The sequence below is a fragment of the Streptomyces malaysiense genome (genome assembly GCF_000980885.2).
Classification (GTDB): Bacteria; Actinomycetota; Actinomycetes; order Streptomycetales; family Streptomycetaceae; genus Streptomyces; species Streptomyces malaysiense.
In genome coordinates, this window is the sequence record NZ_LBDA02000019.1 from 23,326 (window position 1) to 48,943 (window position 25,618).

23 protein-coding genes are annotated in these 25,618 nt (G+C 72.2%); 15 read left to right on the forward strand and 8 right to left on the reverse strand.

The genetic code is table 11. The features are described from left to right. The first annotated feature begins 115 nt into the window (after positions 1-115). From mce to VT52_RS09920, 7 genes are all read left to right on the forward strand, one after another. The gene (gene mce, locus VT52_RS09890) at positions 116-556 is read left to right on the forward strand and encodes a methylmalonyl-CoA epimerase (RefSeq protein WP_046424319.1); all 441 of its coding nucleotides are present in this window, start codon (positions 116-118) and stop codon (positions 554-556) included. 207 nt (positions 557-763) lie between these two features. Beyond that, positions 764-4,714, forward strand: a complete 3,951-nt coding sequence (scy, locus tag VT52_RS09895; protein ID WP_046424321.1) for a polarized growth protein Scy — start codon at positions 764-766, stop codon at positions 4,712-4,714. A gap of 183 nt (positions 4,715-4,897) precedes the next feature. Beyond that, positions 4,898-5,833: a coiled-coil domain-containing protein gene (locus tag VT52_RS09900; protein ID WP_046424324.1), complete on the forward strand. Its 936-nt coding sequence runs from the start codon at positions 4,898-4,900 to the stop codon at positions 5,831-5,833. Positions 5,834-5,899: 66 nt separating this feature from the next. Further along, positions 5,900-6,853, forward strand: a complete 954-nt coding sequence (locus tag VT52_RS09905) for an ATP-binding cassette domain-containing protein (protein ID WP_046424325.1) — start codon at positions 5,900-5,902, stop codon at positions 6,851-6,853. Further along, on the forward strand, positions 6,850-7,629 hold the full coding sequence (locus VT52_RS09910) for an ABC-2 transporter permease (protein ID WP_046424326.1): 780 nt from the start codon (positions 6,850-6,852) through the stop codon (positions 7,627-7,629). The genes VT52_RS09905 and VT52_RS09910 overlap by 4 nt, the downstream gene beginning before the upstream one ends. Positions 7,630-7,759: 130 nt before the next feature. Then, on the forward strand, positions 7,760-9,034 hold the full coding sequence (locus VT52_RS09915; RefSeq protein WP_046424327.1) for an ABC transporter ATP-binding protein: 1,275 nt from the start codon (positions 7,760-7,762) through the stop codon (positions 9,032-9,034). After that, positions 9,031-9,912, forward strand: coding sequence for an ABC transporter permease (locus tag VT52_RS09920; protein WP_046424329.1), 882 nt, complete (start codon positions 9,031-9,033; stop codon positions 9,910-9,912). The genes VT52_RS09915 and VT52_RS09920 overlap by 4 nt, the downstream gene beginning before the upstream one ends. A 13-nt stretch (positions 9,913-9,925) precedes the next feature. Here the strand turns inward: VT52_RS09920 and VT52_RS09925 are convergent, their stop codons facing one another. Beyond that, complete coding sequence (locus VT52_RS09925; protein ID WP_046424330.1) at positions 9,926-10,258, reverse strand: hypothetical protein; 333 nt, start codon at positions 10,256-10,258, stop codon at positions 9,926-9,928. Between the two features lie 219 nt (positions 10,259-10,477). On the opposite strand from VT52_RS09925, the gene VT52_RS09930 reads away from it, so the two are divergent. Then, complete coding sequence (locus VT52_RS09930) at positions 10,478-11,506, forward strand: LLM class flavin-dependent oxidoreductase (RefSeq protein ID WP_046424332.1); 1,029 nt, start codon at positions 10,478-10,480, stop codon at positions 11,504-11,506. Positions 11,507-11,657: 151 nt separating this feature from the next. On the opposite strand, the gene VT52_RS09935 is transcribed toward VT52_RS09930, so the two are convergent. Next, positions 11,658-12,050: an SCO5389 family protein gene (locus VT52_RS09935; protein WP_046424334.1), complete on the reverse strand. Its 393-nt coding sequence runs from the start codon at positions 12,048-12,050 to the stop codon at positions 11,658-11,660. Positions 12,051-12,339: 289 nt separating this feature from the next. On the opposite strand from VT52_RS09935, the gene nucS reads away from it, so the two are divergent. Further along, a complete protein-coding gene (gene nucS, locus VT52_RS09940) occupies positions 12,340-13,011 on the forward strand; it encodes an endonuclease NucS (protein ID WP_046424337.1) in 672 nt (223 codons plus the stop codon). A 69-nt stretch (positions 13,012-13,080) separates the two neighbouring features. Here the strand turns inward: nucS and VT52_RS09945 are convergent, their stop codons facing one another. From VT52_RS09945 to VT52_RS09960, 4 genes are all read right to left on the reverse strand, one after another. Then, positions 13,081-15,504 carry a hypothetical protein gene (locus VT52_RS09945; RefSeq protein WP_046421604.1) on the reverse strand — a complete coding sequence of 808 codons (2,424 nt, stop codon included), beginning with the start codon at positions 15,502-15,504 and terminating at the stop codon, positions 13,081-13,083. Positions 15,505-15,740: 236 nt separating this feature from the next. Then, positions 15,741-16,064, reverse strand: a complete 324-nt coding sequence (locus tag VT52_RS09950; RefSeq protein WP_046421601.1) for an STAS domain-containing protein — start codon at positions 16,062-16,064, stop codon at positions 15,741-15,743. A gap of 170 nt (positions 16,065-16,234) precedes the next feature. Beyond that, positions 16,235-17,083: a 3-hydroxyacyl-CoA dehydrogenase family protein gene (locus tag VT52_RS09955; RefSeq protein ID WP_046421600.1), complete on the reverse strand. Its 849-nt coding sequence runs from the start codon at positions 17,081-17,083 to the stop codon at positions 16,235-16,237. A 238-nt stretch (positions 17,084-17,321) separates the two neighbouring features. Continuing rightward, positions 17,322-17,957 (reverse strand): TetR/AcrR family transcriptional regulator, encoded by a 636-nt coding sequence (locus VT52_RS09960; protein ID WP_046421598.1) that lies wholly within the window; start codon positions 17,955-17,957, stop codon positions 17,322-17,324. 80 nt (positions 17,958-18,037) lie between these two features. Between VT52_RS09960 and VT52_RS09965 the strand changes: the two genes are divergently transcribed. Genes VT52_RS09965 through VT52_RS09975 form a run of 3 tightly spaced genes read left to right on the forward strand, consistent with a single transcriptional unit; the run spans position 18,038 to position 20,179 of the window. Beyond that, the gene (locus tag VT52_RS09965) at positions 18,038-18,823 is read left to right on the forward strand and encodes an ABC transporter ATP-binding protein (protein WP_046421594.1); all 786 of its coding nucleotides are present in this window, start codon (positions 18,038-18,040) and stop codon (positions 18,821-18,823) included. A gap of 20 nt (positions 18,824-18,843) precedes the next feature. Then, positions 18,844-19,593 carry an ABC transporter permease gene (locus VT52_RS09970; RefSeq protein ID WP_046421592.1) on the forward strand — a complete coding sequence of 250 codons (750 nt, stop codon included), beginning with the start codon at positions 18,844-18,846 and terminating at the stop codon, positions 19,591-19,593. Positions 19,594-19,606: 13 nt separating this feature from the next. Continuing rightward, positions 19,607-20,179 carry a cob(I)yrinic acid a,c-diamide adenosyltransferase gene (locus tag VT52_RS09975; RefSeq protein WP_046421589.1) on the forward strand — a complete coding sequence of 191 codons (573 nt, stop codon included), beginning with the start codon at positions 19,607-19,609 and terminating at the stop codon, positions 20,177-20,179. Here the strand turns inward: VT52_RS09975 and VT52_RS09980 are convergent. Continuing rightward, complete coding sequence (locus VT52_RS09980) at positions 20,176-20,715, reverse strand: hypothetical protein (RefSeq protein ID WP_046421587.1); 540 nt, start codon at positions 20,713-20,715, stop codon at positions 20,176-20,178. The two genes, VT52_RS09975 and VT52_RS09980, sit on opposite strands and share 4 nt — an antisense overlap. Before the next feature lie 155 nt (positions 20,716-20,870). On the opposite strand from VT52_RS09980, the gene VT52_RS09985 reads away from it, so the two are divergent. Beyond that, positions 20,871-22,082 carry a sensor histidine kinase gene (locus VT52_RS09985; protein ID WP_046421586.1) on the forward strand — a complete coding sequence of 404 codons (1,212 nt, stop codon included), beginning with the start codon at positions 20,871-20,873 and terminating at the stop codon, positions 22,080-22,082. Beyond that, positions 22,079-22,726 carry a response regulator gene (locus VT52_RS09990; RefSeq protein ID WP_046421585.1) on the forward strand — a complete coding sequence of 216 codons (648 nt, stop codon included), beginning with the start codon at positions 22,079-22,081 and terminating at the stop codon, positions 22,724-22,726. The genes VT52_RS09985 and VT52_RS09990 overlap by 4 nt, the downstream gene beginning before the upstream one ends. Positions 22,727-22,752: 26 nt before the next feature. Here VT52_RS09990 and VT52_RS09995 read toward each other — a convergent pair whose 3' ends face one another. Next, on the reverse strand, positions 22,753-23,484 hold the full coding sequence (locus VT52_RS09995; protein ID WP_046421582.1) for a DUF4097 family beta strand repeat-containing protein: 732 nt from the start codon (positions 23,482-23,484) through the stop codon (positions 22,753-22,755). Positions 23,485-23,717: 233 nt separating this feature from the next. Here VT52_RS09995 and VT52_RS10000 point away from each other — a divergent pair, with 233 nt between their 5' ends. After that, the gene (locus VT52_RS10000; protein ID WP_046421580.1) at positions 23,718-25,550 is read left to right on the forward strand and encodes a glycoside hydrolase family 18 chitinase; all 1,833 of its coding nucleotides are present in this window, start codon (positions 23,718-23,720) and stop codon (positions 25,548-25,550) included. Positions 25,551-25,618 lie beyond the last annotated feature (68 nt).

The following is a 25,618-nucleotide window of genomic DNA, read 5'->3' on the forward strand; positions in this document are numbered from 1 at the left end:
GGAGTGAACGAGGGTTTACATCGAATGTACTGAGAGTCACTCAGTGCCGTCATCGCCCTGCCGGTGTGATCGCGCGCACGTTGCGTAACCACCGCCGTGGCGCTGCACTGAAACCATGCTGACGCGAATCGACCACATCGGGATCGCCTGCCACGACCTCGACACCACCGTCGAGTTCTACCGGGCCACCTACGGCTTCGAGGTGTTCCACACCGAGGTCAACGAGGAACAGGGCGTGCGCGAGGCCATGCTCAAGATCAACGAGACCTCGGACGGCGGCGCCTCCTACCTCCAGCTCCTGGAGCCGACCCGCGAGGACTCCGCGGTCGGCAAGTGGCTGGCCAAGAACGGCGAGGGCGTGCATCACATCGCCTTCGGCACGGCGGACGTCGACGCCGACTCCGAGGACATCCGGAGCAAGGGCGTACGGGTGCTCTACGACGAGCCGCGACACGGTTCCATGGGTTCCAGGATCACCTTCCTGCACCCCAAGGACTGCCATGGAGTCCTCACAGAACTGGTGACTTCGGCGCCTGTTGAGTCTCCGGAGCACTGACCGCCGTACATATGGGCCGGTAGGGTTGGGGGCGGTCGTCCCGCGAACCGGGGCGGCCGCATGCCGGGGTCCGGGTTTCGGGGGACGTGCGTCGGGGCAGCAGGCCGTGCTCCGCCGTTGATCTGACACCATTTCCCCGGGGGCCCCGTTCGGCGGTTGGACGTGGCTCGTTGGAGAAGCTGACCAGGGGACGGATGGGACCGCGCAGTGCGGGGCTACGAGAGCCAGGAGCGAGAGCCGGCGGCTGACGACGTCGACCACCTCTCTCGGTTCGAGGCCGATATGAAGCGGCTGAGGACCGAGCGGGAGAAGGCGATCCAGCACGCCGAGGATCTCGGCTACCAGGTCGAGGTGCTGCGCGCCAAGCTGCACGAGGCGCGCCGCACCCTGATGACCCGTCCCGCCTTCGACGGCGGCGACATCGGCTACCAGGCCGAACAGTTGCTCCGCAACGCCCAGATGCAGGCGGAGCAGCTGCGGCAGGACGCCGAGCGCGAGCTGAGCCAGGTCCGCGCGCAGACCCAGCGGATCCTCCAGGAGCACGCCGAGCAGGCCGCGCGGCTCCAGGCCGAGCTGCACCAGGAGGCGGTGACCCGGCGCCAGCAGCTCGACCAGGAGCTGGCCGAGCGCAGGGCGACCGTCGAGTCGCACGTCAACGAGAACGTGGCGTGGGCGGAGCAGCTGCGCGCCCGTACCGAGCAGCAGGCCCGCCGGCTCCTCGACGAGTCGCGCGCGGAGGCCGAGCAGGCGATGGCCGCGGCCCGCGCGGAGACCGAGCGGCTGACCCGGGAGGCCCGGGACCGGCTGCGCGGCGAGGCCGAGGAGGCCCGCTCCGAGGCCGAGCAGATCCTGCGCCGGGCCCGCACCGACGCGGAGCGGCTGCTGAACGCGGCGTCGGCGCAGGCGCAGGAGGCCACCGAGCACGCCGAGCGGCTGCGCACCACCACGGCCACCGAGTCGGACACCGCCCGCCGGCAGGCGAGCGAGTTGAGCCGGACCGCCGAGAAGCAGATGGCCGAGGCGGAGGAGGCGCTGCGCAAGGCGCAGTCCGAGGCCGAGAAGCTGGTCACCGAGGCCGAGGAGGCCGCCGCCAAGACACTGGCGAGCGCCGAGGCCGCCAACGAGACGCGCACCCGTACCGCCAAGGAGCAGGTCGCGCGGCTGGTCGGGGAGGCGACCAAGGAGGCCGAGGCCACCCGTTCGGACGCCGAGCAGCTGGTGGCGGACGCGCGCGCCGAGGCGGAGAAGATCCTCGCCGAGGCCGCCGAGAAGGCCCGTGCGGCCACCGCCGAGGAGACCGCGACCCAGCTGTCCAAGGCGGCCAGGACCGCCGAGGAGGTCCTCAACAAGGCGTCGGAGGACGCCCAGAAGACCACCAAGGCGGCCGCCGAGAAGGCCGAGCGGATCCGCAAGGAGGCCGAGGCCGAGGCGGACCGGCTGCGTGCCGAGGCGCACGACATCGCCGAGCAGCTCAAGGGCGCGGCGAAGGACGACACCGAGGAGTACCGCGCCAAGACGGTCGAGCTCCAGGAGGAGGCCCGCCGGCTGCGCGGCGAGGCCGAGCAGCTGCGCTCCGACGCGGTGGCCGAGGGCGAGTCGATCCGCGCGGAGGCCCGCCGGGAGTCGGTCACCAAGATCGAGGAGGCGGCCAAGTCCGCCGAGGAGCTGCTGGCCAAGGCCAAGGCGGACGCCGACGAGCTGCGGCAGAAGGCGACCGCCGACAGCGAGAAGGTCCGCACCGAGGCCATCGAGCGCGCCACGGCGCTGCGCCGGCAGGCCGAGGAGACCCTGGAGCGCGCCCGCGCGGAGGCCGAGCGGCTGCGCACCGCGGCCGACGAGCGGGCCGAGTCCGTGAGGGCGGACGCCGAGAAGGCGGCCCGGGAGCTGCGCGAGGAGACCGACAAGGCGGTCGAGGCACGGCGCGCGGAGGCCGCCGAGGAGCTGACCCGGCTGGGGACCGAGGCGCAGGAGCGGCTCACCTCGGCCGAGCAGGCGCTCACCGAGGCCCGCGAGGAGGCCACGCGGATCCGCAAGGAGGCCGCCGAGGAGGCCGAGCGGCTGCGCGCCGAGGCCGCCGAGCGGATCCGGGCGCTCCAGGAGCAGGCCGAGACCGAGGCGGAACGGCTGCGCGACGAGGCGGCGGCCGACGCCTCCGCGTCCCGCGCCGAGGGCGAGGCCGTCGCCGTGCGGCTGCGCGGTGAGGCCGCGGCCGAGGCGGAGCGGCTGAAGACCGAGGCGCAGGAGAGCGCCGACCGGGTGCGCGCGGAGGCGCAGTCCGCCGCCGAGCGGCTGGCCGCCGAGGCGTCCGAGACGCTGGCCGCCGCGCAGGAGGAGGCCGCCCGGCGCCGTCGCGAGGCCGAGGAGCTGCTGGGCGCTGCCCGCGAGGAGGCCGAGGAGGAGCGCCGGCGGGCCCGCGAGCAGAGCGAGGAGCTGCTGGCCTCGGCGCGCAAGCGGGTCGAGGACGCGCAGGCCGAGGCGGTCCGCCTGGTCGAGGAGGCCGAGCGGCGGTCCGGTGAGATGGTGTCCGCCGCCGAGCAGCACGCGCAGCAGGTGCGGGACTCCGTGGCCGGGCTGCACGAGCAGGCGCAGGAGGAGATCACCGGGCTGCGGTCGGCCGCCGAGCACGCGGCGGAGCGTACGAAGCGCGAGGCCGAGGAGGAGGCCGAGCGGCTGCGGGCCGACGCGCACGCCGAGCGGGAGCGGGCGGGCGAGGACGCCGGGCGGCTGCGGCAGGAGGCACGGGAGGAGTCCGAGGCGGCCCGGGAGCTGGCCGAGCGCACGCTCGCGGAGGCGACGGCGGAGGCCGAGCGGCTGCGTTCGGACGCGGGCGAGTACGCGCAGCGGGTGCGCACCGAGGCGTCCGACGCGCTGGCGGAGGCCGACCAGGCGGCGGCGCGGACCCGGGCGGACGCCCGTGAGGACGCCAACCGCATCCGTTCGGACGCGGCGACGCAGGCCGACACGCTCATCACGGAGGCCCGCAAGGAGGCCGAGCTCCTCCAGACGGAGACCGTCGCGGAGGCGGAGCGGCTCCAGACGGAGACCGCCGCCGAGGCAGAGCGCGTGCGCACGGAGTCCGTGGCGGAGGCCGAGCGGGTACGCGCGGAGTCCGTGGCCGAGGCCGAGCGGGTACGGGCCGAGGCGCGGGCCGCCGCTGAGCAGCTGGTCGGCGAGGCCGCCACGGAGGCGGAGCGGCTGCGGGCCGAGGCCGCCGAGACGGTGGGCTCCGCGCAGGCGCACGCCGAGCGGACGCGGGCCGAGGCCGAGCGGGTCGAGGCGGACGCCCAGGCGGCGGCCGAGCGGCTGCTCGGTACGGCGCGCGAGGAGGCCGAGCGGACGCTGGACGAGGCCCGCAAGGACGCGAACAAGCGGCGTTCGGAGGCGGCCGAGCAGGTCGACAAGCTCATCGGCGAGACCACGGCCGAGGCAGACAAGCTGCTCACCGAGGCGCAGCAGCAGGCGCTGAAGACCACGGCGGACGCCGAGACGCAGGCCGACACCATGGTGGGCGCGGCCCGCAGCGAGGCCGAGCGGATCGTCTCCGAGTCGACCATCGAGGGCAACTCCCTGGTGGAGAAGGCCCGGACGGACGCGGACGAGCTGCTGGTGGGCGCGCGCCGGGACGCGACCGCGATCCGGGAGCGGGCGGAGGAGCTGCGCGAGCGGGTCACCGCCGAGATCGAGGAGCTGCACACCCGGGCCCGCCGCGAGTCCGCCGAGACGATGAAGTCCGCCGGCGACCGCTGCGACGCACTCATCAAGGCCGCCGAGGAGCAGTTGGAGAAGGCCCAGGCGAAGGCGAAGGCGATCCTCTCGGACGCCGACTCCGAAGCGGGCAAGGTGCGTATCGCGGCCGTCAAGAAGGCGGAGGGCCTGCTGAAGGAGGCCGAGCAGAAGAAGGCGCGGCTGGTCAAGGAGGCCGAGGAGCTCAAGGCGGAGGCGATCCGGGAGGCGCGGCGCTCGGTGGAGGAGGGCAAGCGCGAGCTGGAGGTCCTGGTGCGCAGGCGCGAGGACATCAACGCCGAGATCTCCCGTGTCCAGGATGTCCTGGACGCGCTGGAGTCCTTCGAGACGCCGGGTGCGGGCAAGGACGGCTCGGTCAAGGCAAGCGCGACGGTCGGCGCCCCCCGTTCGGGTGGCAAGTCGTCAGACAGCTAGCATCCGAGGGGTGTTTCGGGGTCCACTGAGGGCTTTGCCCTGCTCGTTGGCAAGTCCTCCGACGGTCAGCCACTCAAAAGAGGTGTCATTCTCCAGATCAAACACGTATCCGCTCGATGACACACCGCTTCGGCCCCTAGGATTCCCCCTATCACCTCACCGGTCTCATTTGACAGGAACCCCATGAGCGACACTTCCCCCTACGGCTTCGAGCTTGTGCGGCGTGGGTACGACCGCGCTCAGGTGGACGAACGTATCTCCAACCTCGTCTCCCAACGTGACCAGGCCAACGCCCGCATCACCGCCCTGGAAAAGCGCATCGAGGAGCTGCACCTCGAAACGCAGAACGCCCAGACCCAGGTCAGCGACGCCGAGCCGTCGTACGCGGGTCTCGGCGCTCGGGTCGAGAAGATCCTGCGCCTGGCCGAGGAAGAGGCCAAGGAGCTGCGTGAGGAGGCCCGCCGCGCGGCCGAACAGCACCGCGAGCTGGCCGAGTCGGCCGCTCAGCAGGTTCGCAACGACGCCGAGTCCTACGCCACCGAGCGCAAGGCGAAGGCGGAGGACGAGGGCGCCCGGATCGTCGAGAAGGCCAAGGGCGAGGCGTCTCAGCTGCGTGCCGACGCGCAGAAGGACGCGCAGTCCAAGCGCGAGGAGGCGGACGCCCTCTTCGAGGAGACCCGCGCCAAGGCCGCGCAGGCCGCCGCCGACTTCGAGACGAACCTGGCCAAGCGCCGCGAGCAGTCCGAGCGCGACCTGGCCTCGCGTCAGCAGAAGGCGGAGAAGCGGCTGGCGGAGATCGAGCACCGCGCCGAGCAGCTGCGCCTGGAGGCGGAGAAGCTGCGCACCGACGCGGAGCGCCGCGCCCGCCAGACGGTGGAGACCGCCCAGCGCCAGGCCGAGGACATCGTGGCCGACGCCAACGCGAAGGCGGACCGCATCCGTTCCGAGTCCGAGCGCGAGCTGGCGGCCCTCACCAACCGCCGCGACAGCATCAACGCCCAGCTGACGAACGTGCGCGAGATGCTGGCGACACTGACCGGCGCGGCGGTGGCCGCCGCCGGCTCGACGGGCGAGGACGAGCCCGTCTCTCGTGGGGTCCCGGCGCAGCAGTCCCGGTAGGTTTCACGGCTCCGAAGCCCCCTGCTTCAAGTGGCAGGGGGCTTTGTCCCGTTCTAGCGTGGCGGCATGATCGAGCTGGACGGGCTGACCAAGCGGTACGGCGAGAAGCCGGCCGTCGACGGTCTGACATGTACCGTGCGGCCCGGCATCGTGACCGGGTTCCTCGGGCCCAACGGCGCCGGGAAGTCCACGACCATGCGGATGATCCTCGGTCTCGACCACCCCACCGCGGGTGAGGTACGGATCGACGGCAGGCGGTACGACCAGCTGACGGACCCCCTGACGTACGTCGGCGCGCTGCTGGACGCCAAGGCGATGCACGGCGGGCGCAGCGCCTACAACCATCTGCTGTGCCTCGCGCAGAGCAACGGCATTCCGCGCGCCCGGGTGGGCGAGGTGCTGGAGACGGTCGGGCTGATGGCCGTCGCGCGGCAGAAGGCCAAGGGGTTCTCGTACGGCATGTCGCAGCGGCTGGGGATCGCGGCCGCGCTGCTCGGCGACCCCCGGATCCTGATGTTCGACGAGCCGGTGAACGGGCTCGACCCCGAGGGCATCCACTGGATCCGCAATCTGATGAAATCACTGGCCGCCCAGGGGCGGACGGTCTTCGTGTCCTCCCATCTGATGAGCGAGATGGCGCAGACGGCCGACCACCTCGTCGTGATCGGGCAGGGCCGACTGCTCGCGGACACCTCCATGGCGGAGTTCGTCCGGCGGCACGCGCGCAGTTACGTCCGCATCCGCTCGCCCCAGCGCGAACGGCTCCTGGACGCGCTGCACGAGGCCGGGATCACCGTGACCGAGGCCGCGGACGGGGCACTGGAGGCGGAGGGCGGCAAGGCCGAGCAGGTCGGGGAACTGGCCGCGGGGCACGGGATCGTGCTGCACGAGCTGAGCCCCCGGCAGGCTTCCCTGGAGGAGGCGTTCATGCGGCTGACGGCGGGATCGGTCGAATACCACGCACAGTCGGAGGCCGCCCCGCCGGACCGGGGCTCCGACCGGCGGGGGCGGACGGCATGACGGGCGCCCAGGCCGCGCGGACCCTCCGCTCGGAATGGACGAAGATCCGGTCGGTGTCGTCCACGGGCTGGACCCTCTCGGTCGCCGCCGTGGTCACCATCGGCATCGGCATGCTCATCTCCGCGCTGACCCGGAACGAGTACGACTCGATGCCGATCCAGGAGCGGCTGGCCCTCGACCCGACCTTCGTCAGCTTCGCCGGCATGACCCTCGGCCAGCTCGCCATGATCGTGTTCGGCGTGCTGGTCGTCACCAGCGAGTACAGCACGGGCATGATCCGGGTCTCGCTGGCCGCCGTACCGCGCCGCGGCACCTTCCTGTTCGGCAAGACCGCGGTGGCGGGCGCGCTCGCCCTGGTCGTCGGGATGGTCACGAGCTTCGCCACGTTCTTCCTCGGCCAGGCCATGCTCGGCCCCTACCGGGCGGGGCTCGGCGACCCCGGGGTGCTGCGCGCGGTGGTGGGCGGCGGGCTGTATCTGACCCTGATCGCGGTGTTCTCCATGGGCGTCGCCACCATGCTGCGCTCACCGCTGCTGTCGCTCGGCATCCTGATGCCGTTCTTCTTCCTGATCTCCAACATCCTCGCGGCCGTGGAGAGCACCACGAAGGTCGCCCGGTTCCTGCCCGACCAGGCCGGCAGCCGGATCATGCAGGCGATGCCGCGCGCCGACGACGTCCCGTACGGACCCTGGGGCGGTCTCGGGATCATGACGCTGTGGGTGATCGCCGCGCTCGCCGGAGGATACGCGCTGCTCAGGCACCGGGACGCCCAGTAGAGGTCACCTTCACGCAGCGTATTGCCTCGGCTTTACTTTTATTTGGGCGGAACCGTCAGCGCCCGGCTATCCTCCTAACCCTTACGGGGGCGGTTCCTCGCTGTCCTGAACCTTCCGATGGGTGCGGAGCATGATCGAGGCTGTAGGCCTGACGAAGCGGTACGGCGACAAGACCGCCGTGTACAACCTTTCCTTCCAGGTTCGACCGGGATCCGTGACCGGCTTCCTCGGGCCCAACGGCTCGGGCAAGTCCACCACGATGCGGATGATCCTCGGCCTGGACAATCCCACGTCCGGCCAGGTGACCATCGGCGGTCACCCCTACCGCAGGCTCCCCAACGCGCCCCGCCAGGTCGGCGCGCTGCTCGACGCCAAGGCCGTGCACGGCGGCCGCTCCGCCCGCAACCATCTGCTGAGCCTCGCCCAGCTGTCGGGCATCCCGGCCCGCCGCGTGGACGAGGTGCTCGGCGTGGTCGGCCTCCAGGACGTCGCCAAGAAGCGCTCCAAGGGCTTCTCGCTCGGCATGGGCCAGCGCCTCGGCATCGCCGCCGCGCTGCTCGGCGACCCCCAGGTGCTGCTCTTCGACGAGCCGGTCAACGGCCTCGACCCCGAGGGCATCCTCTGGGTGCGCAACCTGATGAAGGCGCTGGCCGCGGAGGGCCGGACGGTCTTCGTGTCCTCCCATCTGATGAGCGAGATGGCGCTGACCGCCGACCACCTCATCGTGATCGGGCGCGGCCAGCTGCTCGCCGACATGAGCGTGACGGACTTCATCTCCGCCAACTCCGCCGACTTCGCACGGGTGCGCACCCCCGACACCGAGCCGCAGCTGCGCGAGAAGCTCGGCGCGGCGCTCACCGGGGCGGGCGGCCATGTGCTGCCGGAGCAGGACGGCGCGCTGCGCGTGACCGGGCTGCCACTGCCCCGCATCAGCGACCTCGCGCACGAGGCGGGCGTCCGACTGTGGGAGCTGTCGCCGCACCAGGCCTCGCTGGAGGAGGCGTACATGCGGATGACCCAGGGCGCGGTGGACTACCGCTCCACCAGCGACCAGAAGGCGGGCCTCCAGCAGCCGCTGCCGCCCGGCGCCGAGCCGCCCGTGCCGGTGCCCGGCCAGGGCCAGCCCGGCTGGTACGCCCCGCCGCCGCCCCAGCAGGGCGGGCAGCCCTTCGCGATGCCGGCGGGCGGCCCCGGCGCGCCCGCGGGACCCTACGGCGGCGCCCCGGCGGGCGCGTACGGCGCTCCGGGCGCCCCGGCGGGACCGGGAGCCCCGGCCGTGAACCCGTACGCCCAGCCGGCGCCTCAGGCCCCGGCCGCTCCCCCGGCCCCGGCCACCGCCCCCGCCGCCACGCCTGACGCCTCCTCCCCCGCCGCCGACACGAACCAGCCCGAGGACGCCCGATGAGCACCCACCAGCCCCCGATGCCGCAGGCCCCCGGCGCGCCCGACCGGCAGGCGGCGCCCGGCGGGTCGTACCCCGGCTACACCTCGCCGATCCCCGTCGTGCGCACCCACCTCGGGCACGCGCTGGCCTCGGAGTGGACGAAGATCCGGTCGGTCCGCTCGACGATCTGGACGCTCAGCGTCTTCGTGTTCCTCGTCGTGGGCATCGGCCTGCTGGTCGGCGCGCTGGTGTCGGCGCACGCCAGCGAGTCTTCGCTGAGCGGCACCAACCCGCTCTCCTTCGGCTTCTTCGGCGTGCTCGTCGGCACCATGTGCGTCATCACGCTCGGCGTGCTGACCACGGCCTCGGAGTACGGCACCGGCATGATCCGCACGACGATGACGGCGTGCCCGAGCCGCGGCCGGGTGCTGGCCGCCAAGGCGATCGTGTTCTTCGCGGTCGCCTTCGTGGTGTCCCTGGTGTCGGTCGGCTTCGTGGCGATGGTCCAGTCGTCCATGCTGTCCGGTTCCGGTGTGGAGTCGCCCTCCGGCGCGGACTGGTTCAAGGCGACCGTCGGCGTGAGCCTCTACATCGCGCTGCTCGGTCTGCTCGCGCTGCTCGTCGGCTCGATGATCCGGCACTCCGCGGGCGGCATCACCATCATGATCGGTCTGGTGCTCGCCCCGCTGGTGCTGGCGCTGTTCATGGCCACGGAGTCGCTGCACTCGGTGCGCGACTTCCTGTTCGAGTACAGCTTCCCGAGCCAGCTCAGCGTCTTCTACGACAACACGCTCAGCGGCTCCGGGCCCCAGGGCTGGGACCCGCTGTGGATCATGCTGGGGCTGACCGCCGCGGCCGGCGTGGGGGCGTACGCACTGCTGCGCAACCGGGACGTGTGACCGGTCCGGTCGCTCAGAACTTCGGCGCGTTACGAGACCGCTGCACCCGTGTGGTGCGGCGGTCTCGCGCGTTCCAGCAGGACTTGTGCCAGTGGCGGCGGTCGTCCACGCCCGCGTGCTCCGGCCAGGCCACCACGTGCGGCACCGCGGAGGGGATCATCTGGTCGCAGCCGGGGCAGCGGTAGGTCTTGCCCTCGGCGCTCGCGCCCGCGACATGGCGCACGCTCCACTCCTCGCCCCGCCAGTCCTGCGAGGACTGGAAGCCGCCGTACCGCCCGGTGCGGTCGTCCTCGGCGCTGTGGCCGGACGGGTCGGCGGCCTTCGGTCGGTTGCGGCGCGGGGACACGGGACACCTCTCGGGGCTCGGCGGCAAGCAAGGGCTGCGTCCAGCGTACGCGGCGCCCGGCGGGGTACGCGAAGGCCGCCAACCGGCGCAAGTCCCCCTCCGGAACGGCCGATTCTGAAGACAATCCGCAAATTCCTCCGCCAGGCCGTGTCCTTGGCACGTGTCGGACGGTTATGCCGGTGGGGGAGCTCGGGTCGGAGCCGAGGAAGCGGGAAAGCGATGTACGTAGGAAGCTTTGTGCTGGCCGCCCAGTTCCCGGGCCAGGGTCAGGGGGAGGCACTGCACCGGGCGGTCCGCTCGGCGGAGGTCGCCGAGGAGGCCGGGCTCGACTCGGTGTGGCTGGCCGAGCACCACTTCGTGCCGTACGGCACCTGTCCGTCCGCCGTCACCCTGGCCGCGCTGCTGCTCGGCCGCACCCGCCGCATCCGGGTGGGCACCGCGGTCAGCGTACTGCCCACCGTCCACCCGGTCGCCCTGGGCGAGCAGGCCGCGCTGCTGCACCTGACGAGCGGCGGTCGGTTCACCCTCGGGGTGGGCCGCGGCGGTCCCTGGGTTGACCTGGAGGTGTTCGGCAGCGGCCTGGACGCGTACGAGAACGGGTTCCCCGAGTCACTCGATCTGCTGCTGCGCTGGCTGCGCGAGCCCTCGGTGGGCGCCCGCGGTGAGCGCTTCGCGTTCCGCGAGGTGCCCGTCGTACCGCGTCCCGCCCAGGCCCTGACGGACACCCCGGGCCCGGAGGTCGTCGTCGCGTGCACCTCGCCGAAGAGCGTGCGGCTGGCGGCGGAGCGCGGGCTGCCGATGCTGCTCGGGATGCACTCGGGCGACGAGGAGAAGGCGGAGATGGTCGCGCTGTGGCGGCGCAGTGCCCGCGCGGCGGGCCGGCCGCCCGAGGAGATCGCGACGGCGGCGCACGTCGCGGCCGGGGTCTGCCAGCTCGCCGACCGCCGCCAGGACGCGGCGGAGACCCTGCTCAAGGCGATGCCGGGTTGGCTGAAACAGGGACTCGACGCGCATGTGACGGTCGACGGGCGCAAGCGCGCGATGCGCGACCCGGTCGCCTACACCGAACTGCTCTGCGGGCTGCATCCGGTGGGCACCCCGCGGCTCGCCGGCGACCGGCTCGCGGCCACCGCCGAGCGCACCGGCATCTCCCGCTTCGCCCTGCTGGTCGAGGGCTCGGGCGATCTCGCGGCGACGGAGGACACCCTGCGGCGCCTGGGCGCCGAGGTGCTCCCGCAACTGCGCTGACGAACCGCCTGCCGACCGGTTGACGGACAAGGGCGAACAGACACACCCGGCAAGCCACCTGGGGGGCTTGCCGCCCCAGCACCGATCGCGCCTTCCACGGGTGGAGCGGCAAGCGGGCGACGCACCGCCCCGGACGTGCCGGGGCCGCGGGTCAGCAGTCCCGAAACTCCGGCGACTGGTTCAGCAGCTGGGCCCGCACGGAGGTGAAGCGGGTCAGCGTCTCGTCCACCGAGGCGTCCAGCGGGAACACCGCGACCCGGTGGCAGTTCTGGAAGGCCAGCCGCACGCCGAAGTGCCGTTGCAGCGCGCCGCGGATGGCGTCACTCGCGAGGGCACGCAGCAGCTGTCCACGCGCCTGCTCGTTGGGCGGGGGCGTCTGGTTGTCGGCGAAGGGGCCGCCGTCCACCTTCAGCTGGGCCACCAGGGAGCTGATCATCTCCCATGCGTAGGGCAGGGAGCTCCGGACGCAGTCGACGAATTCCGCTTCGTCGACCTCGCCTCGCTCGGCCGCGTCGAGTAGGGCCGGTGAGACGTCGAGCGACATGGGTTCTCCTCTCGCACCCCCGGTGAACAGGGGTTGCCGGACGGATAAAGGGAGTTCGGCCCCGAAAAACACGCTGAGTACATGGTTCGCGACCTCCCGTTCCCTACGGTAGGCAACGGTCGGTGACCACACCACCAGAATGCGTATATGGAACGGTCGGGTTGCACCCACAATCGGCCAAGGATGAACAAGAGTTTCCAGGGACAAAGCAGTGACAAGTGGGACCATCCACAGGGAGCGGCTCGGGCGAATCGCGTACGGCAGTGGGTGTCGAGTAGCGTTGCCGACCATGCGTCTCGTCATTGCCCGGTGCTCGGTCGACTACGCCGGCCGGCTCACCGCCCACCTGCCCTCGGCGCCCCGCCTGATCCTGGTCAAGGCGGACGGCAGCGTCTCCATCCACGCCGACGACCGGGCCTACAAGCCCCTGAACTGGATGTCGCCGCCCTGCACGCTGAAGGAGGGCGCGGGCGAGGACGAGGGCGTGTGGACCGTCGTCAACAAGGCGGGCGAGAAACTGATCATCACGATGGAGGAGATCCTCCACGACTCCTCGCACGAACTGGGCGTGGACCCGGGTCTGATCAAGGACGGCGTGGAAGCGCACCTCCAGGAGCTGCTCGCCGACCGCATCGAGACCCTCGGCGACGGCTACACGCTCATCCGGCGCGAGTACATGACGGCCATCGGCCCGGTGGACATCCTGTGCCGGGACGCCGAGGGCCGGACGGTCGCGATCGAGATCAAGCGCCGCGGCGAGATCGACGGTGTCGAGCAGCTGACCCGCTACCTCGACCTGCTCAACCGCGATCCCCATCTCGCGCCGGTCCGCGGCATCTTCGCCGCCCAGGAGATCAAGCCCCAGGCCCGCGTCCTCGCCACCGACCGGGGCATCGACTGCCACATCATGGACTACGACGCCCTGCGCGGCATCGAGGACGACAAGCTGCGGCTGTTCTGAGGGACGGGACCGCGACGGTGAACGGCGGTGCCGGACGGCCCCTTCGGGCCGGTCCGGCACCGCCGGCCCTCACCCGGGGCTCTGCGTCCCGGGGTCCGGGTCGGCCGGGGCCGGCGCGTCGGACGCCGACTTCGTGAACGACGCCTGGTCGCTCGCGGAGCCGGTGGGCGTGTCCGTGTCCGTCGGGGTCGGCCCGGTGGCCGAGGAGGACGGGGAGGCCGGGGACGAGGCCGGGGTGGACGGGGTCGACCCCGAGGGGTCCGGGGACGTCGGCTTCGTCCTGGTCGGAGTCGGGGTCGTCCCTCCGCCGGGCCCGCCGCCCGAGCCGGTGCCCGTCGTGTCCGACGGGTCGGCCGTGGGACTCGCCGACGGCCGCACCGGAGCGTTCGTCCCGGCGTACGTCCCCGCCGGGGCCGGGGCCGAGCGGTGGCCCGTCGACGGCCGCGAGGCCGTGCCCGGGTCCTGCGCCGGGGCCGGATCGGCGGCCGGGTCGCCCGCGTCCTGGCTCGTGGAGGGGTTGACGTCGGCCCGCCCCGCGGGGTTCTTGTCCTCGGTGTCGTGGGACGTCATGCCGAGCGTCACCACCGTGCCCAGCACCGCCGCGAGCAGCGCGCCGGAGCCGGCCGCCACCAGATTGCGGCGCGCGAGACGCCGTATGGCGAGACTCTTCGTCTGGGACGCGACGACGATCCGCGGAGTGACCAGGGTGTCCGGCACGGAGGGCACCGACAGCGCGGCGGGCAGCGCGGGCACCGGCTCCGTCGCCGGCTCCCCCACGACCACCGGCACCGGCAGGCCGGGCAGCTCCCCCGCCCGGTCCGCGACCAGCGCCAGCGCCCGGCGCCCCGCGACCGCGCCCCGCTTGTCCGCGAGCGCGCCGCGCAGCGCGATCGACGCCTCCAGCTCCGCGCGGGCCCGGTCAAGCCGCCCCCCGCACAGCGCGAGAATCCCCAACTCATGGTGGAAGTAGGCTTGTTCGGGCACCTCACCGGAGTGCAGCGCGGCCTGTGCGCCACTGCGCAGGGCCCGCTCCCAGGCGCTCCACCGCAGCGCGGCGGCGAACGCGGGCGCGGCGGCGCGCGCGAGCCGCACCGCCTCTCCGTCGTCGCCCTCGCCCGGTGGCACCACGGCGGCCAGCGCCGCGAGCACCGCGTCGGCCTCCGCGGCCACCCGCTCCGGGGTGACCGAGGGATGCCCGGCCCACCAGGCGTAGTGCCGGGCGGCGGTACAAGCACGCTCGGGCGCGTCGTCGCCGTACCCCGCGGCCTCCAGCTGGGTGCGCACGCCCGCCGCGAGCCGGTACCGGGAGCCGGCCGGGGAGACCAGGCCGCAGTGCACCAGCTCCCCGAGCGCCGCGTCGGCATGGGTGTCGCCGACCAGGGCGGGCAGGTGCGCCTGGTGCGGGACCTCGCCGCCGAGGGCGACCGCGAAGCGCAGGGTGGCGCGGGCGGAGGCGCTGAGCCGGGAGGCGAGCAGCGGCGCGGGGGCGGCGGCCTCGCCGAGCGAGGGCAGCGGACCGCCCTCGTCGGTGAACTCCGGCACCGCGTCGACCACGGGCCGTACGTCCTCGAAGACGCCGTACTCGTCCACCGCCCCGGATTCGGCCCGGAGTTGGTCCCGCTGCCGCAGCAGCGCGCCCGCCTGGACGAACCGCAGCGGCAGGCCCTCGGACTCGAACCACAGGTCGCCCGCCCAGTTGGCCTCCTCCTCGGTGAGCACCCGCCCGGCCGTGCGCTCCAGGATGTCCACCCCGCCGGCCCGGTCGAGCCCGCCGAGGAAGACCTCTTCGACGTCGGCCTCGGCGCTCGGCGCGGGCACGTCCGGGGTGGCGGAGACCAGGAAGGCGCACTCGGGCGTCGCCTCCAGCAGCTCGTCCAGCTCGGCGCCGCCGAACTCGATGTCGTCCACCACGACGACCGCGCCGATCTCCGCGAGCGGCGCCCGCAGTTCGAGGCGTTCGGGACGGTGTCCGGGGGCGTCGTGGACGGTGTGGAAGAGGTCGTGGAGCAGGTCCTCGGCGGTGCGGCGGATGCCGCACAGGCGCACCACGCCGTCGGGCGCGAGGTCGCCGCAGTCGTCGGCGACCAGGTCGAGCAGGGCGCTGCGGCCGGACCCGCCGGGGCCCGTGAGCCGTACGGTGCGACCGCGCGCGAGCAGCCGTACCAGCCGCTCCCGTACTTCCTGGCGTTCCAGCAGGGGCAGCGGGTGCTGTGCGGGTCCCGGTGGTACCGGGGGGCGGCCCGCGCGTTCGTCCTCGGCCCGCTCGGCGGCGCCGCGCTTGCGGGGGCCCGCCGGGCGCCGGGCCGGCGGGCAGAGCTCGATCTCGCTGCCGTCCACGGGGTTGACGGTGAGCAGCAGGTCGCCGGAGACCAGGTGTGCGGTGCGGGCGGGCGCGGGCGCGCTCGGGCCGAAGTCGGCGGTGAGGGGGTCGCGGGGCGGGCGCCGGGTGCCCGCGTGTCCGTACTCCTCAGGCCCAGGGCTGATCGGGTCCATGGGTTCAAGCCCCCCATAAGCGTCGTGTGCTCGTGTTACGGCCCCTCCCGGCCTGCCGCACGCCGCACAGTCGCTCCGGTCCGGGCCCGCTCGGTCGAGGGTTGCGAGTCGGGCGGGCGACCGAACACTAAACCTTTGCTCAGTATCCACGACAGGGCGGGGTGCCCCACGGTCCGAGACGTCACGGTCCGGCGCGGATTGCCCGTCCGGTGTGCTCGCGCCCCGCGGGCACCGGCTCACACCCGGGGCAGCGACTCCACGCCGATACCGCCCTCGATCGCGAGGATGCGGTGCAGCCGGGTGGCCACCAACAGGCGCTGCATCTGCGGCGGTACGGCGCGCAGCACCAGACGGCGGCCGCAGCGGCCGGCCCGCCGGTGGGCCCCCATGATCACACCGAGCCCGGTGGCGTCCCAGGAGTCCAGTTCGGACAGGTCGAGCACCAGGTCGCCGGCGCCGTCGTCGACGGCCGAGTGCAGGGCCGTACGGGCGTCCGCCGCGCTGCGGACGTCGAGGCGCCCCCCGACGACCAGCTCGGCGTGGTCGCCCCTGATGTACATATGCGCTCCCCGTTGAGTGCGGTTGTGGCCAACTCCGTATCGATGGTGTGCACCGTCTGACTGAATGCGTGGCGGTGCGGTTGCTGCTTGTAAGCGAACCGATACCGAATTCACCCTTGGGGGTGATGTTCCGGGGGTGAACCCGGTGGCGGAACGCGGCAGTGCGCCGATCAGTACGTGTAGAAGCCCTGCCCGCTCTTGCGGCCGATGTCACCGGCATCCACCATCCGGCGCATCAGCTCCGGCGGGGCGAACTTCTCGTCCTGGGACTCGGTGTAGATGTTGCCGGTGGCGTGCAGCAGGATGTCCACACCGGTCAGGTCGGTGGTGGCGAGCGGGCCCATGGCGTGCCCGAAGCCCAGCTTGCAGGCGAGGTCGATGTCCTCGGCGGTCGCCACACCCGACTCGTAGAGCTTGACGGCCTCCACGACCAGCGCGGAGATGAGGCGGGTGGTGACGAACCCGGCGACGTCGCGGTTGACGACGATGCAGGTCTTGCCTACGGACTCGGCGAACTCCCGTGCGGTCGCGAGGGCTTCGTCGCTGGTCTTGTAGCCGCGCACCAGCTCGACCAGCTTCATCATCGGCACCGGCGAGAAGAAGTGGACGCCGACGACCCGCTCGGGGTGCTCGGTGGCCGCCGCGATCTTGGTGATCGGGATGGCGGAGGTGTTGGAGGCGAGCACGGCGTCCGGGCGCACGATCTTGTCGAGCGCGCGGAAGATCTCGTGCTTGACCTCCAGCTTCTCGAACACGGCCTCCACGACGACGTCCGCGTCCGCGGCGGCGTCCAGGTCGGTGGTCGGGGTGATGCGGCCCAGCGCGGCCTCGGCCTCGGCCGCGTCCAGCTTGCCCTTGCTCACGAACTTGTCGTACGACGCCTTGACGCCGTCGGTGCCGCGCGCCAGCGCCTCGTCGGTGACATCGCGAAGGACGACCTCCCAGCCCGCCTGCGCGGCGACCTGAGCGATACCGGACCCCATGAGACCGGCCCCGATGACGGCGAGCTTCCCTGCCACGTCCGACTCCTCTTCCCGCTGTTACCCGCTATGGACATGTGTGCCTTCGGCGGACGATAGCGCTCCGAAGCGGCCGTGTGACCAGTAAGTAACGCGCGTCACGTCTCATTTGACGGACGTCACATCGGGGCGACTTCCCCCGGATCCGAACGGCGGTCGAACGGCGGTCGACACGGTGCGTGTTCGGGGCACTACACCACAGCCGCGCGAAAAGGCCCCCGGCGCCGCTCCGTTGGCCCTACCCGCGCACCGCGTAGGCGAGCACCCGCTCGCTCAGCAGTTCCTCGATGTCGTCCAGCAGCGCCAGCACCTCCCGCGAGACCTCGCCCGGTTCGCGGCGCTCGAGCATCTCGCGGCCGATGACCCGGATGGCCGTGCCGTGAATCCAGCCGATCTGACCGGCCATCAGGCTCGGCAGCTCGTCGTCCTCGGCCGCGCCGGTCTCCTCGCGCAGCACCTGCTCCAGGTTGGCCTCCACCTCCTGGGCGAGCGCCCAGAGCCGGGAGCGCAGGGCCGGCGCCTCCTGGATCACGCGCATGAAGTCGGCGTAGCCCGCGAACAGGCCGACACGGGGGGACACCGCCCGGACCTCGTCCCGCAGCTCGCGCAGCACCGCCTGGGCCGCCGACTCACCCTCGGCGCGGCCCCGGACCCAGCGGGCGAGGCGCTCGACCATGCCGGCGGAACGGTCGAGGAACAGGTCCTCCTTGGCCGGGAAGTAGTTGTAGACGGTGTTGACGGAGACGTTCGCCGCGTCGGCGATCTCCGCGACCGTCACCGCGTCGAAGCCGCGCTCGACGAACAGCCCCGTGGCGACATCCGAGATGTACTGCCGGGTCTGCCGCTTCTTCCGCTCCCTGAGCCCCTCAGCCATGCCCGCCATCCTAGCTTCGCTGCATCTTCTTAAAACTTGGAGTCATTGCAATTTTTCAGGGACTCTGTTTTTCTGGAGGCATGGCAGCAGTCATCAGCGCGGCGGGCCTCGCCCGCACCTTCCAGACGAAAGCCGGCCCCGTCGACGCCGTACGCGGCGTCGACCTCACCGTCCACGAGGGCGAGATCCTCGGGTTCCTGGGCCCCAACGGCGCCGGCAAGACGACCACCCTGCGCATGCTCACCACGCTCCTGAAGCCGACCGGCGGCACGGCCGCCGTCGCCGGGCACGACCTGGCCACCGACCCGGCCGGAGTGCGCCGGGCCTCCGGGTACGTGGCCCAGTCCGGCGGCGCCGACCCGGGGATCGGCGTCCGGGAGGAACTGGTCACCCAGGCGCGGTTCTACCGGCTTTCCAAGGCCGACGCCGTCGCCCGCGCCGGGGAACTCGCCCGCGAACTCGACCTCACCGACTTCCTCGACCGCAGGACGGCCGCCCTCTCCGGCGGCCAGCGGCGCCGCCTCGACATCGCGATGGCCCTGACCCACCGCCCCAAGGTGCTGTTCCTGGACGAGCCCACGACCGGACTCGACCCGGGCAGCCGCGCCGACCTGTGGGACCTGGTCCGCCGGCTGCGCGACGAGCACGGCACGACCGTCTTCCTGACCACCCACTACCTGGACGAGGCCGACGCCCTCGCCGACCGTCTGGTGATCGTGGACGGCGGCACGGTCGCCGCCGAGGGCACGCCGGGCGCGCTCAAGCTGCGGTACGGCGGCTCCCTGGACGCCACCCTCCAGGACACCTTCCTGGCCGTCACCGGCCGCGCCCCCGCCCCCGCCGGCGACGCCCCCGTCGCCGTATGACCCCCCAGGAGCCCACCGGCATGCTGCTGCACGACACGGCCCTCGTCTACGGCCGCTACCTCCGCCAGTCCCTCCGCTCCCGCTTCGCCCTCCTGTTCGGCGCCCTCACCCCGCTGCTCTACCTGCTCTTCTTCGGCCCCCTGCTGACCGGCCTGCCGCTCGGCCGGGCGGGCAGCTCCTGGCAGATCCTGGTGCCCGGCCTGCTGCTCCAACTCGGCCTCTTCGGCGCCCTGTTCGCGGGATTCACGATCATCATGGAGAGCGCCCAAGGGGTGGTCGAGCGGATGCGGGTCACCCCGGTCAGCCGGCTCGCCCTGCTGCTCGGCCGGGTGCTGCGCGACGCCACCGTGTTCGTGTTCCAGGCGGTCCTGCTGGTGCTGGCCGCCGTGGCGATGGGCCTGCGCGCACCCCTGGCGGGAATCCTCGTCGGCTTCGGATTCGTCGCCCTGCTCACGATCTCCCTGGCCTCGCTGTCGTACGCGGCGGGCATGAAGGTCCGCACCCCGCAGGAGTTCGGCCCGCTGATCAACGCGGTGTCGATGCCCTCGATGCTGCTGTCCGGCCTGATGCTCCCGATGTCCCTGGCACCCGCCTGGCTGAACGTGCTCTCGCACTTCGTGCCGTTCCGCTACCTGGTGGACGCGATGCGCGACGCCTACGTGGGCCACTACGCCACCGCCCACATGCTCTACGGCGTCCTCGTGGCCGTCGGATTCGCCATGCTGGCCGTGACGGCGGGCACACGGGTGTTCCGGACGGCCGGGGCGTAATTACGCTGGGCCCATGGTCAATCTGACGCGCATCTACACCCGCACCGGCGACAAGGGCACCACACACCTCGGTGACATGAGCCGGGCGCCCAAGACGGACCTCAGGATCTCCGCCTACGCGGACTCCAACGAGGCCAACGCGGTCATCGGCACCGCGATCGCCCTGGGCGGCCTGGACGAGGAGGTCGTCACGGTCCTCACCCGCGTGCAGAACGACCTGTTCGACGTGGGCGCGGACCTGTCGACCCCGGTGGCGGAGAACCCGGAGTACCCCCCGCTGCGGGTCGAGCAGTTCTACATCGACCGCCTGGAGGCGGACTGCGACCGCTTCAACGAGCAGCTGGAGAAGCTGCGCTCCTTCATCCTCCCCGGCGGCACCCCGGGCGCGGCCCTGCTCCACCAGGCCTGCACGGTCGTCCGCCGCGCCGAGCGCTCCACCTGGGCGGCGATGGAGGCGCACGGCGACCTCATGAACCCCCTCACCGCCACCTACCTCAACCGTCTCTCCGACCTCCTGTTCATCCTCGCCCGCATCGCCAACAAGGCCACCGGCGACGTGCTGTGGGTGCCGGGCGGCGAGCGCTAGCGCCCACGCTCCCGCCTGGGGAAGAGCGTGTAGCTCCCGGCGATCACCACGTTGATGCCGATCAGCCACACCATCCTCAGCTGCCACGCCCGCAGCGAACCCGTGTCGCCGTCGGCACCCACGTACCGGATCGCCGCCTGGAGCAGCACGAGGGCGACGACGCAGGCCAGTGTCCAGCGGGCCGCCACCCGCCATTCGTGGGCGGCGCGGGCCCGGCCGTAGCGGGGCGGGCGCACCGGGGGCGGGCCGCCGGCGAAGCGGTGGGCGACCCGGGCGTCGGCCCACCTGATCGTGGCGTGGCCGAGGCCGACCGTGAAGCCGATGTAGACGGCGGCGAGCCCGTGCCGCCAGTCCGCCCGGCCACCGTGCTTCAGATCGATGGCGGTGACGACGAGCAGGACCACCTCCAGGAGCGGCTCGCACAGCAGCAGGGCCAGTCCGGTGCGCGGCATCCGCAGCCCGTACCGGACGCCCAGCCCCGCCGCGAGCAGCACCCAGAACGCCACCTCACAGGCGACGATCACCGCGACGATCATGAACCGCTCCCTTCCTCGCCCGCCGTCCCCCAGGCTCGCGCGGCGGGGACGGCGGATCGTCGTCCCCGGGGCCGAGTCCGGGTAAGCGAAAGTCGCGGTCCGGGACCGTTCCCAGGGAGCATCCGCGCTCTGCGCGGGGCGTGTTGGATGGGGGTATGGCCGTACGACTGCTCCGACCGCACCGGTTCGACGTGTTCCTCGCAGCCGGCGGCCTCGCGGGCGGGATCGCGCTGTGGGCGCTCGGGCTGCACACCTCGGGCAGCGGGGTGCTCGGCGCCGACTGGGGGCTGATCCCGCTGGCGGTGACGGCGGGCCTGGAGCTGCTCCGCCGCACCCGGCCACGACTCGCCCTGATCTGCGGCACCCTGGCCGTCACCTTCGACATGTTCACCCCGGGCAACGCGGCGACGATCCTGATGTTCACGGACCTCGCCTACACCGCCGTGCTCTACGGCCCGCCGGCCGCCGCACGCCGCATCCCCGTCACCACCGGGCTGGTCAGCCTCGGGGTGACGCTCGGATTCCTCGTCTGGTGGCGCGAGCCGCATGCGATCCTGGTCGGCCTGGGCTGCGCCGTCGTCTCCTTCGCCCCCGCCGCCACCGGGGCCCTGGTGCGCAACCATCACGAGGCCGCCACGGCCGCACGGCTGCGGGCCGAACAGACCGCGCTGCTCGCGGAGATGGACCGAGCGCAGGCGGTGACCGCCGAACGGGCGCGGATGGCACGGGAACTGCACGACATGGTCGCGGGCCACCTGTCGGCCATCGCGATCCACTCCACGGCCGCGCTCTCCCTCGACGACCCGGACACCTCCCGCGCCTCCCTCGATGTCATCCGGGAGAACAGCGTCGCCGGACTGACCGAGATGCGGCGGCTGATCGGCATCCTGCGGGACAGCGGCGACGACACCGGCCCGACGGCGACGCCGACGCTCGACGGACTCGGCGCACTGACCGCCGGTGCCCGTGCGAACGGGCTGGACGTCACCCTCGACGCCGGGCACGGCGGCGTTCCGGCACCGGTCGAACTGGCCGCCTACCGGATCGTGCAGGAGTCGCTGACCAACGCCCTCAAGCACGCGGCCGCGGGACCCGTCCTGGTCGTGCTGCGCCAGGCGGACGACGCCCTGCGGATCGAGGTGAGCAGCCCCTACCGGCCCGGTGACGGACCCCGGGTGCCCGGCTCGGGTGCCGGGCTCCCCGGGATGCGGGAGCGGGCCACGCTGCTCGGGGGAACCCTGACCGCCGGACCGCACGGCGACCGGTGGACCGTACACGCCGTCCTCTCGCTGGCCGAGCACACCATCGCCGAGGACACCGCCCTCGCCGATGTCACCGATGTCACCGACGGGGAGGTCCTCGCATGATCCGCGTCCTGGTCGCCGAGGACCAGTCGGCCGTCCGCGCGGGACTGGTCCTGATCCTGCGCAGCGCACCCGGCATCGAGGTGGCCGGTGAGGCCGCGAACGGCGAACGGGCGGTCGAACTCGCCCGGGAACTGCGGCCCGACGTCGTACTGATGGACGTGCAGATGCCGCGCCTGGACGGGGTGTCGGCGACCCGGCTCATCACGGCGGAAGGGCTCGCGGACGTCTTGGTGCTGACCACCTTCGACCTGGACGAGTACGTCTTCGGAGCCCTGCGGGCCGGCGCCTCCGGGTTCTTGCTGAAGAGCGCGGAGGCGAAGGACCTGATCGACGCGGTGCGGACGGTGGCGCGCGGGGAGGGGATCGTGGCGCCGGCTGTGACCCGGCGGCTGATCGCCGAGTTCGCCGGCGGTCCGGGCGGCGGCCGGGGCACCCGGACCGATCCGGCCGTGCTGGACGGGCTGACCCCGCGCGAGCGCCAGGTGCTCTCCCTCCTCGGCGAGGGGCTCTCCAACGCGCAGATCGGGGTCCGTCTGGAGATGGCGGAGGGCACGGCCAAATCGCACGTCAGCCGGCTGCTGGGCAAGCTGGACCTGCGCAGCCGGGTACAAGCGGCTGTCCTGGCGCGGGAGCTGGGCGCCTGACGGAGCCGCTGCCCGCGCCCGGCCCGCTAGCCCGCCGACTCCACCGTCAGGTTGCCGTTCGTCGTCGACAGGTCCAGGAGGTACCGGCCCGACGGGTCGTCCTTGAAGGCCAGGGTCTTGTCGCCGTTGGTGTCGTGCGCCGATATCCGGTATTTGGCGGGCGGCACGGTGATCGTGAGGTCTCCGCTGGTCGTATGAGCCTTGATGTTGCCGGGGGTGGCCGTCCGGATCGTCACCGTGCCGTTCGACGTGCGGGTGTCGATGGCGCCGCCCTTGGTGTTCTGGACATGGACATCGCCGTTCGACGTACGCAGCTTCACCGCGCCCGCGGCGTCGTGCACCGCGATGTCGCCGTTGCTGGTGTGCACGTCGATCGCGCCCGCGTCATTCAGTGTGAGGTCGCCGTTGGAGGTGCCGCCCGTCACCGGAAGGCCGGCGGGGACCTTCACGTCGTAGTCGACGGCGCAGTCGGGGCCGCAGCCGGAGAGGGTCAGGACGCCGTTGTCCACGTGGAAGGTCGCACGGCTCGGCTTGTCGCCGTGGTAGTTGACCTTGCGGTGCACGGAGACCGCGGAGGCGTCCGCCGCGGACTCCACCTTCACGTCGCCGTTCCCACTGTCGAGGCGGATCGACGTCACCTTCTGGGAGACCTTGGCGTCGTCCTCGAAGCTCTTCTGATCGAGGATCGAGCACGCGGAAAGCCCGCCGACGGTGAGTGCGGCCAGGGCCGCGGCAGCAAGGAAGCGCGCGCGTCGCATGAAGGGTCCCCCGTATACAGCGCATCGGATCGTTGATCGGTCACAGCGATCGTACGCAGCCAGCCGTCCGCGCTTCACTGGGGAAAACCCCCCAATGCATCGGGGGTGTAAAGGAGTTGGAATGGTCCAGACCTATTGACCCATGGTCCAGACCTTTCTACCCTCGCAGCACCGTGGGCATGAAGGCTCAGTCATGTCCCCCCTGTCACCCCCACTACCGAGGGAGGCGCTCGATGCGCTTCAGACACAAGGTCGCGGCAGGGCTCGCGACCCTGGTACTCCCCCTGGCCGGACTGGTCGGACTCGCGAGCCCCGCGCCGGCCGCGACCGCCCAGGCCGCCGGCGTCACCGCGAGCTTCACCAAGTCCAGCGACTGGGGCACCGGCTTCGGCGGCCAGTGGACCATCAAGAACGCGGGCTCCGCGAGCATCAGTTCCTGGACCGTCGAGTGGGACTTCCCCTCCGGCACGTCCGTCACCTCCGCCTGGGACGCCGACGTCACCAACTCCGGCAACCACTGGACGGCGAAGAACAAGTCCTACAACGGCACCATCGCCCCCGGCGCCTCCGTCAGCTTCGGCTTCAACGGAGCCGGTCCGGGCAGCCCCGGCAACTGCACGCTCAACGGCGGCAGCTGCGACGGCACGACCGCCCCCGGCGACTCCGCGCCGAGCGCCCCCGGCACCCCGACCGCCTCCGGCATCACCGACACCTCGGTGCAGCTCTCCTGGAGCGCGGCCACCGACGACAAGGGCGTCAAGAACTACGACGTACTGCGCGACGGCAAGGTCGTCGCCACCGTGACCACCACGTCGTACACCGACACCGGACTCACCGCCGGCAGCGACTACTCCTACTCGGTGCAGGCCCGCGACACCGCCGACCAGACCGGTCCGGCCAGCGCCGCCGTCTCCGTGCACACCACCGGCGGCTCGACCACTCCGCCGCCCCCCGGCGGCAAGGTCAAGCTCGGCTACTTCACCGACTGGGGCATCTACGCCCGCAACTACAACGTGAAGAACCTGGTGACCTCCGGCTCCGCCGCGAAGATCACCCACATCAACTACGCCTTCGGCAACGTCACCGGCGGCAAGTGCGCCATCGGTGACTCCTACGCCGACTACGACAAGGCGTTCACCGCCGACCAGTCGGTCAACGGCACGGCCGACACCTGGGACCAGCCGCTGCGCGGCAACTTCAACCAGCTGCGCGAACTGAAGGCCAAGTACCCGAACCTCAAGGTCATCTGGTCCTTCGGCGGCTGGACCTGGTCCGGCGGGTTCGCCGACGCGGCCAAGGACCCGGCCGGCTTCGCCCAGTCCTGCTACGACCTGGTCAACGACCCGCGCTGGGCCGATGTGTTCGACGGCATCGACATCGACTGGGAGTACCCCAACAACTGCGGCCTGACCTGTGACACCAGCGGGCCCGAGGCGTTCAAGAACGTGATGGCCGCGCTGCGCGCCAAGTTCGGCAGCGGCAAGCTGGTCACGGCCGCGGTCACCGCCGACGGTTCGGACGGCGGCAAGATCGACTCCGCCGACTACTCCGGCGCCGCCCAGTACGTCGACTGGTACAACGTGATGACGTACGACTTCTTCGGCGCCTGGGACGCGAAGGGCCCCACCGCCCCGCACTCCCCGCTCACCTCGTACAGCGGCATCCCGAAGGCCGGCTTCACCACCGCCGACGCGATCGCCAAGTACAAGGCGGCCGGTGTCCCCGCCTCCAAGCTGCTCATCGGCATCGGCTTCTACGGCCGCGGCTGGACCGGCGTCACCCAGGACGCCCCGGGCGGCACCGCGACGGGCCCGGCGGCCGGCACCTACGAGCAGGGCATCGAGGACTACAAGGTCCTCAAGTCGTCCTGCCCCGTCACCGGCACCGTCGCGGGCACCGCGTACGCCCACTGCGGCAGCAACTGGTGGTCGTACGACACCCCGTCGACCATCGCCGGGAAGATGAGCTGGGCCAAGACCCAGGGCCTGGGCGGCGCCTTCTTCTGGGAGTTCAGCGGCGACACCAGCGACGGCGAACTGGTGAACGCCATCAGCAGCAACCTGTGAGAACCGTCAACCGCACGAGGCTCTAGCCTCGTCGACGCTCCCCCCGGCTTCCGTCCGGGGCCCCCGGA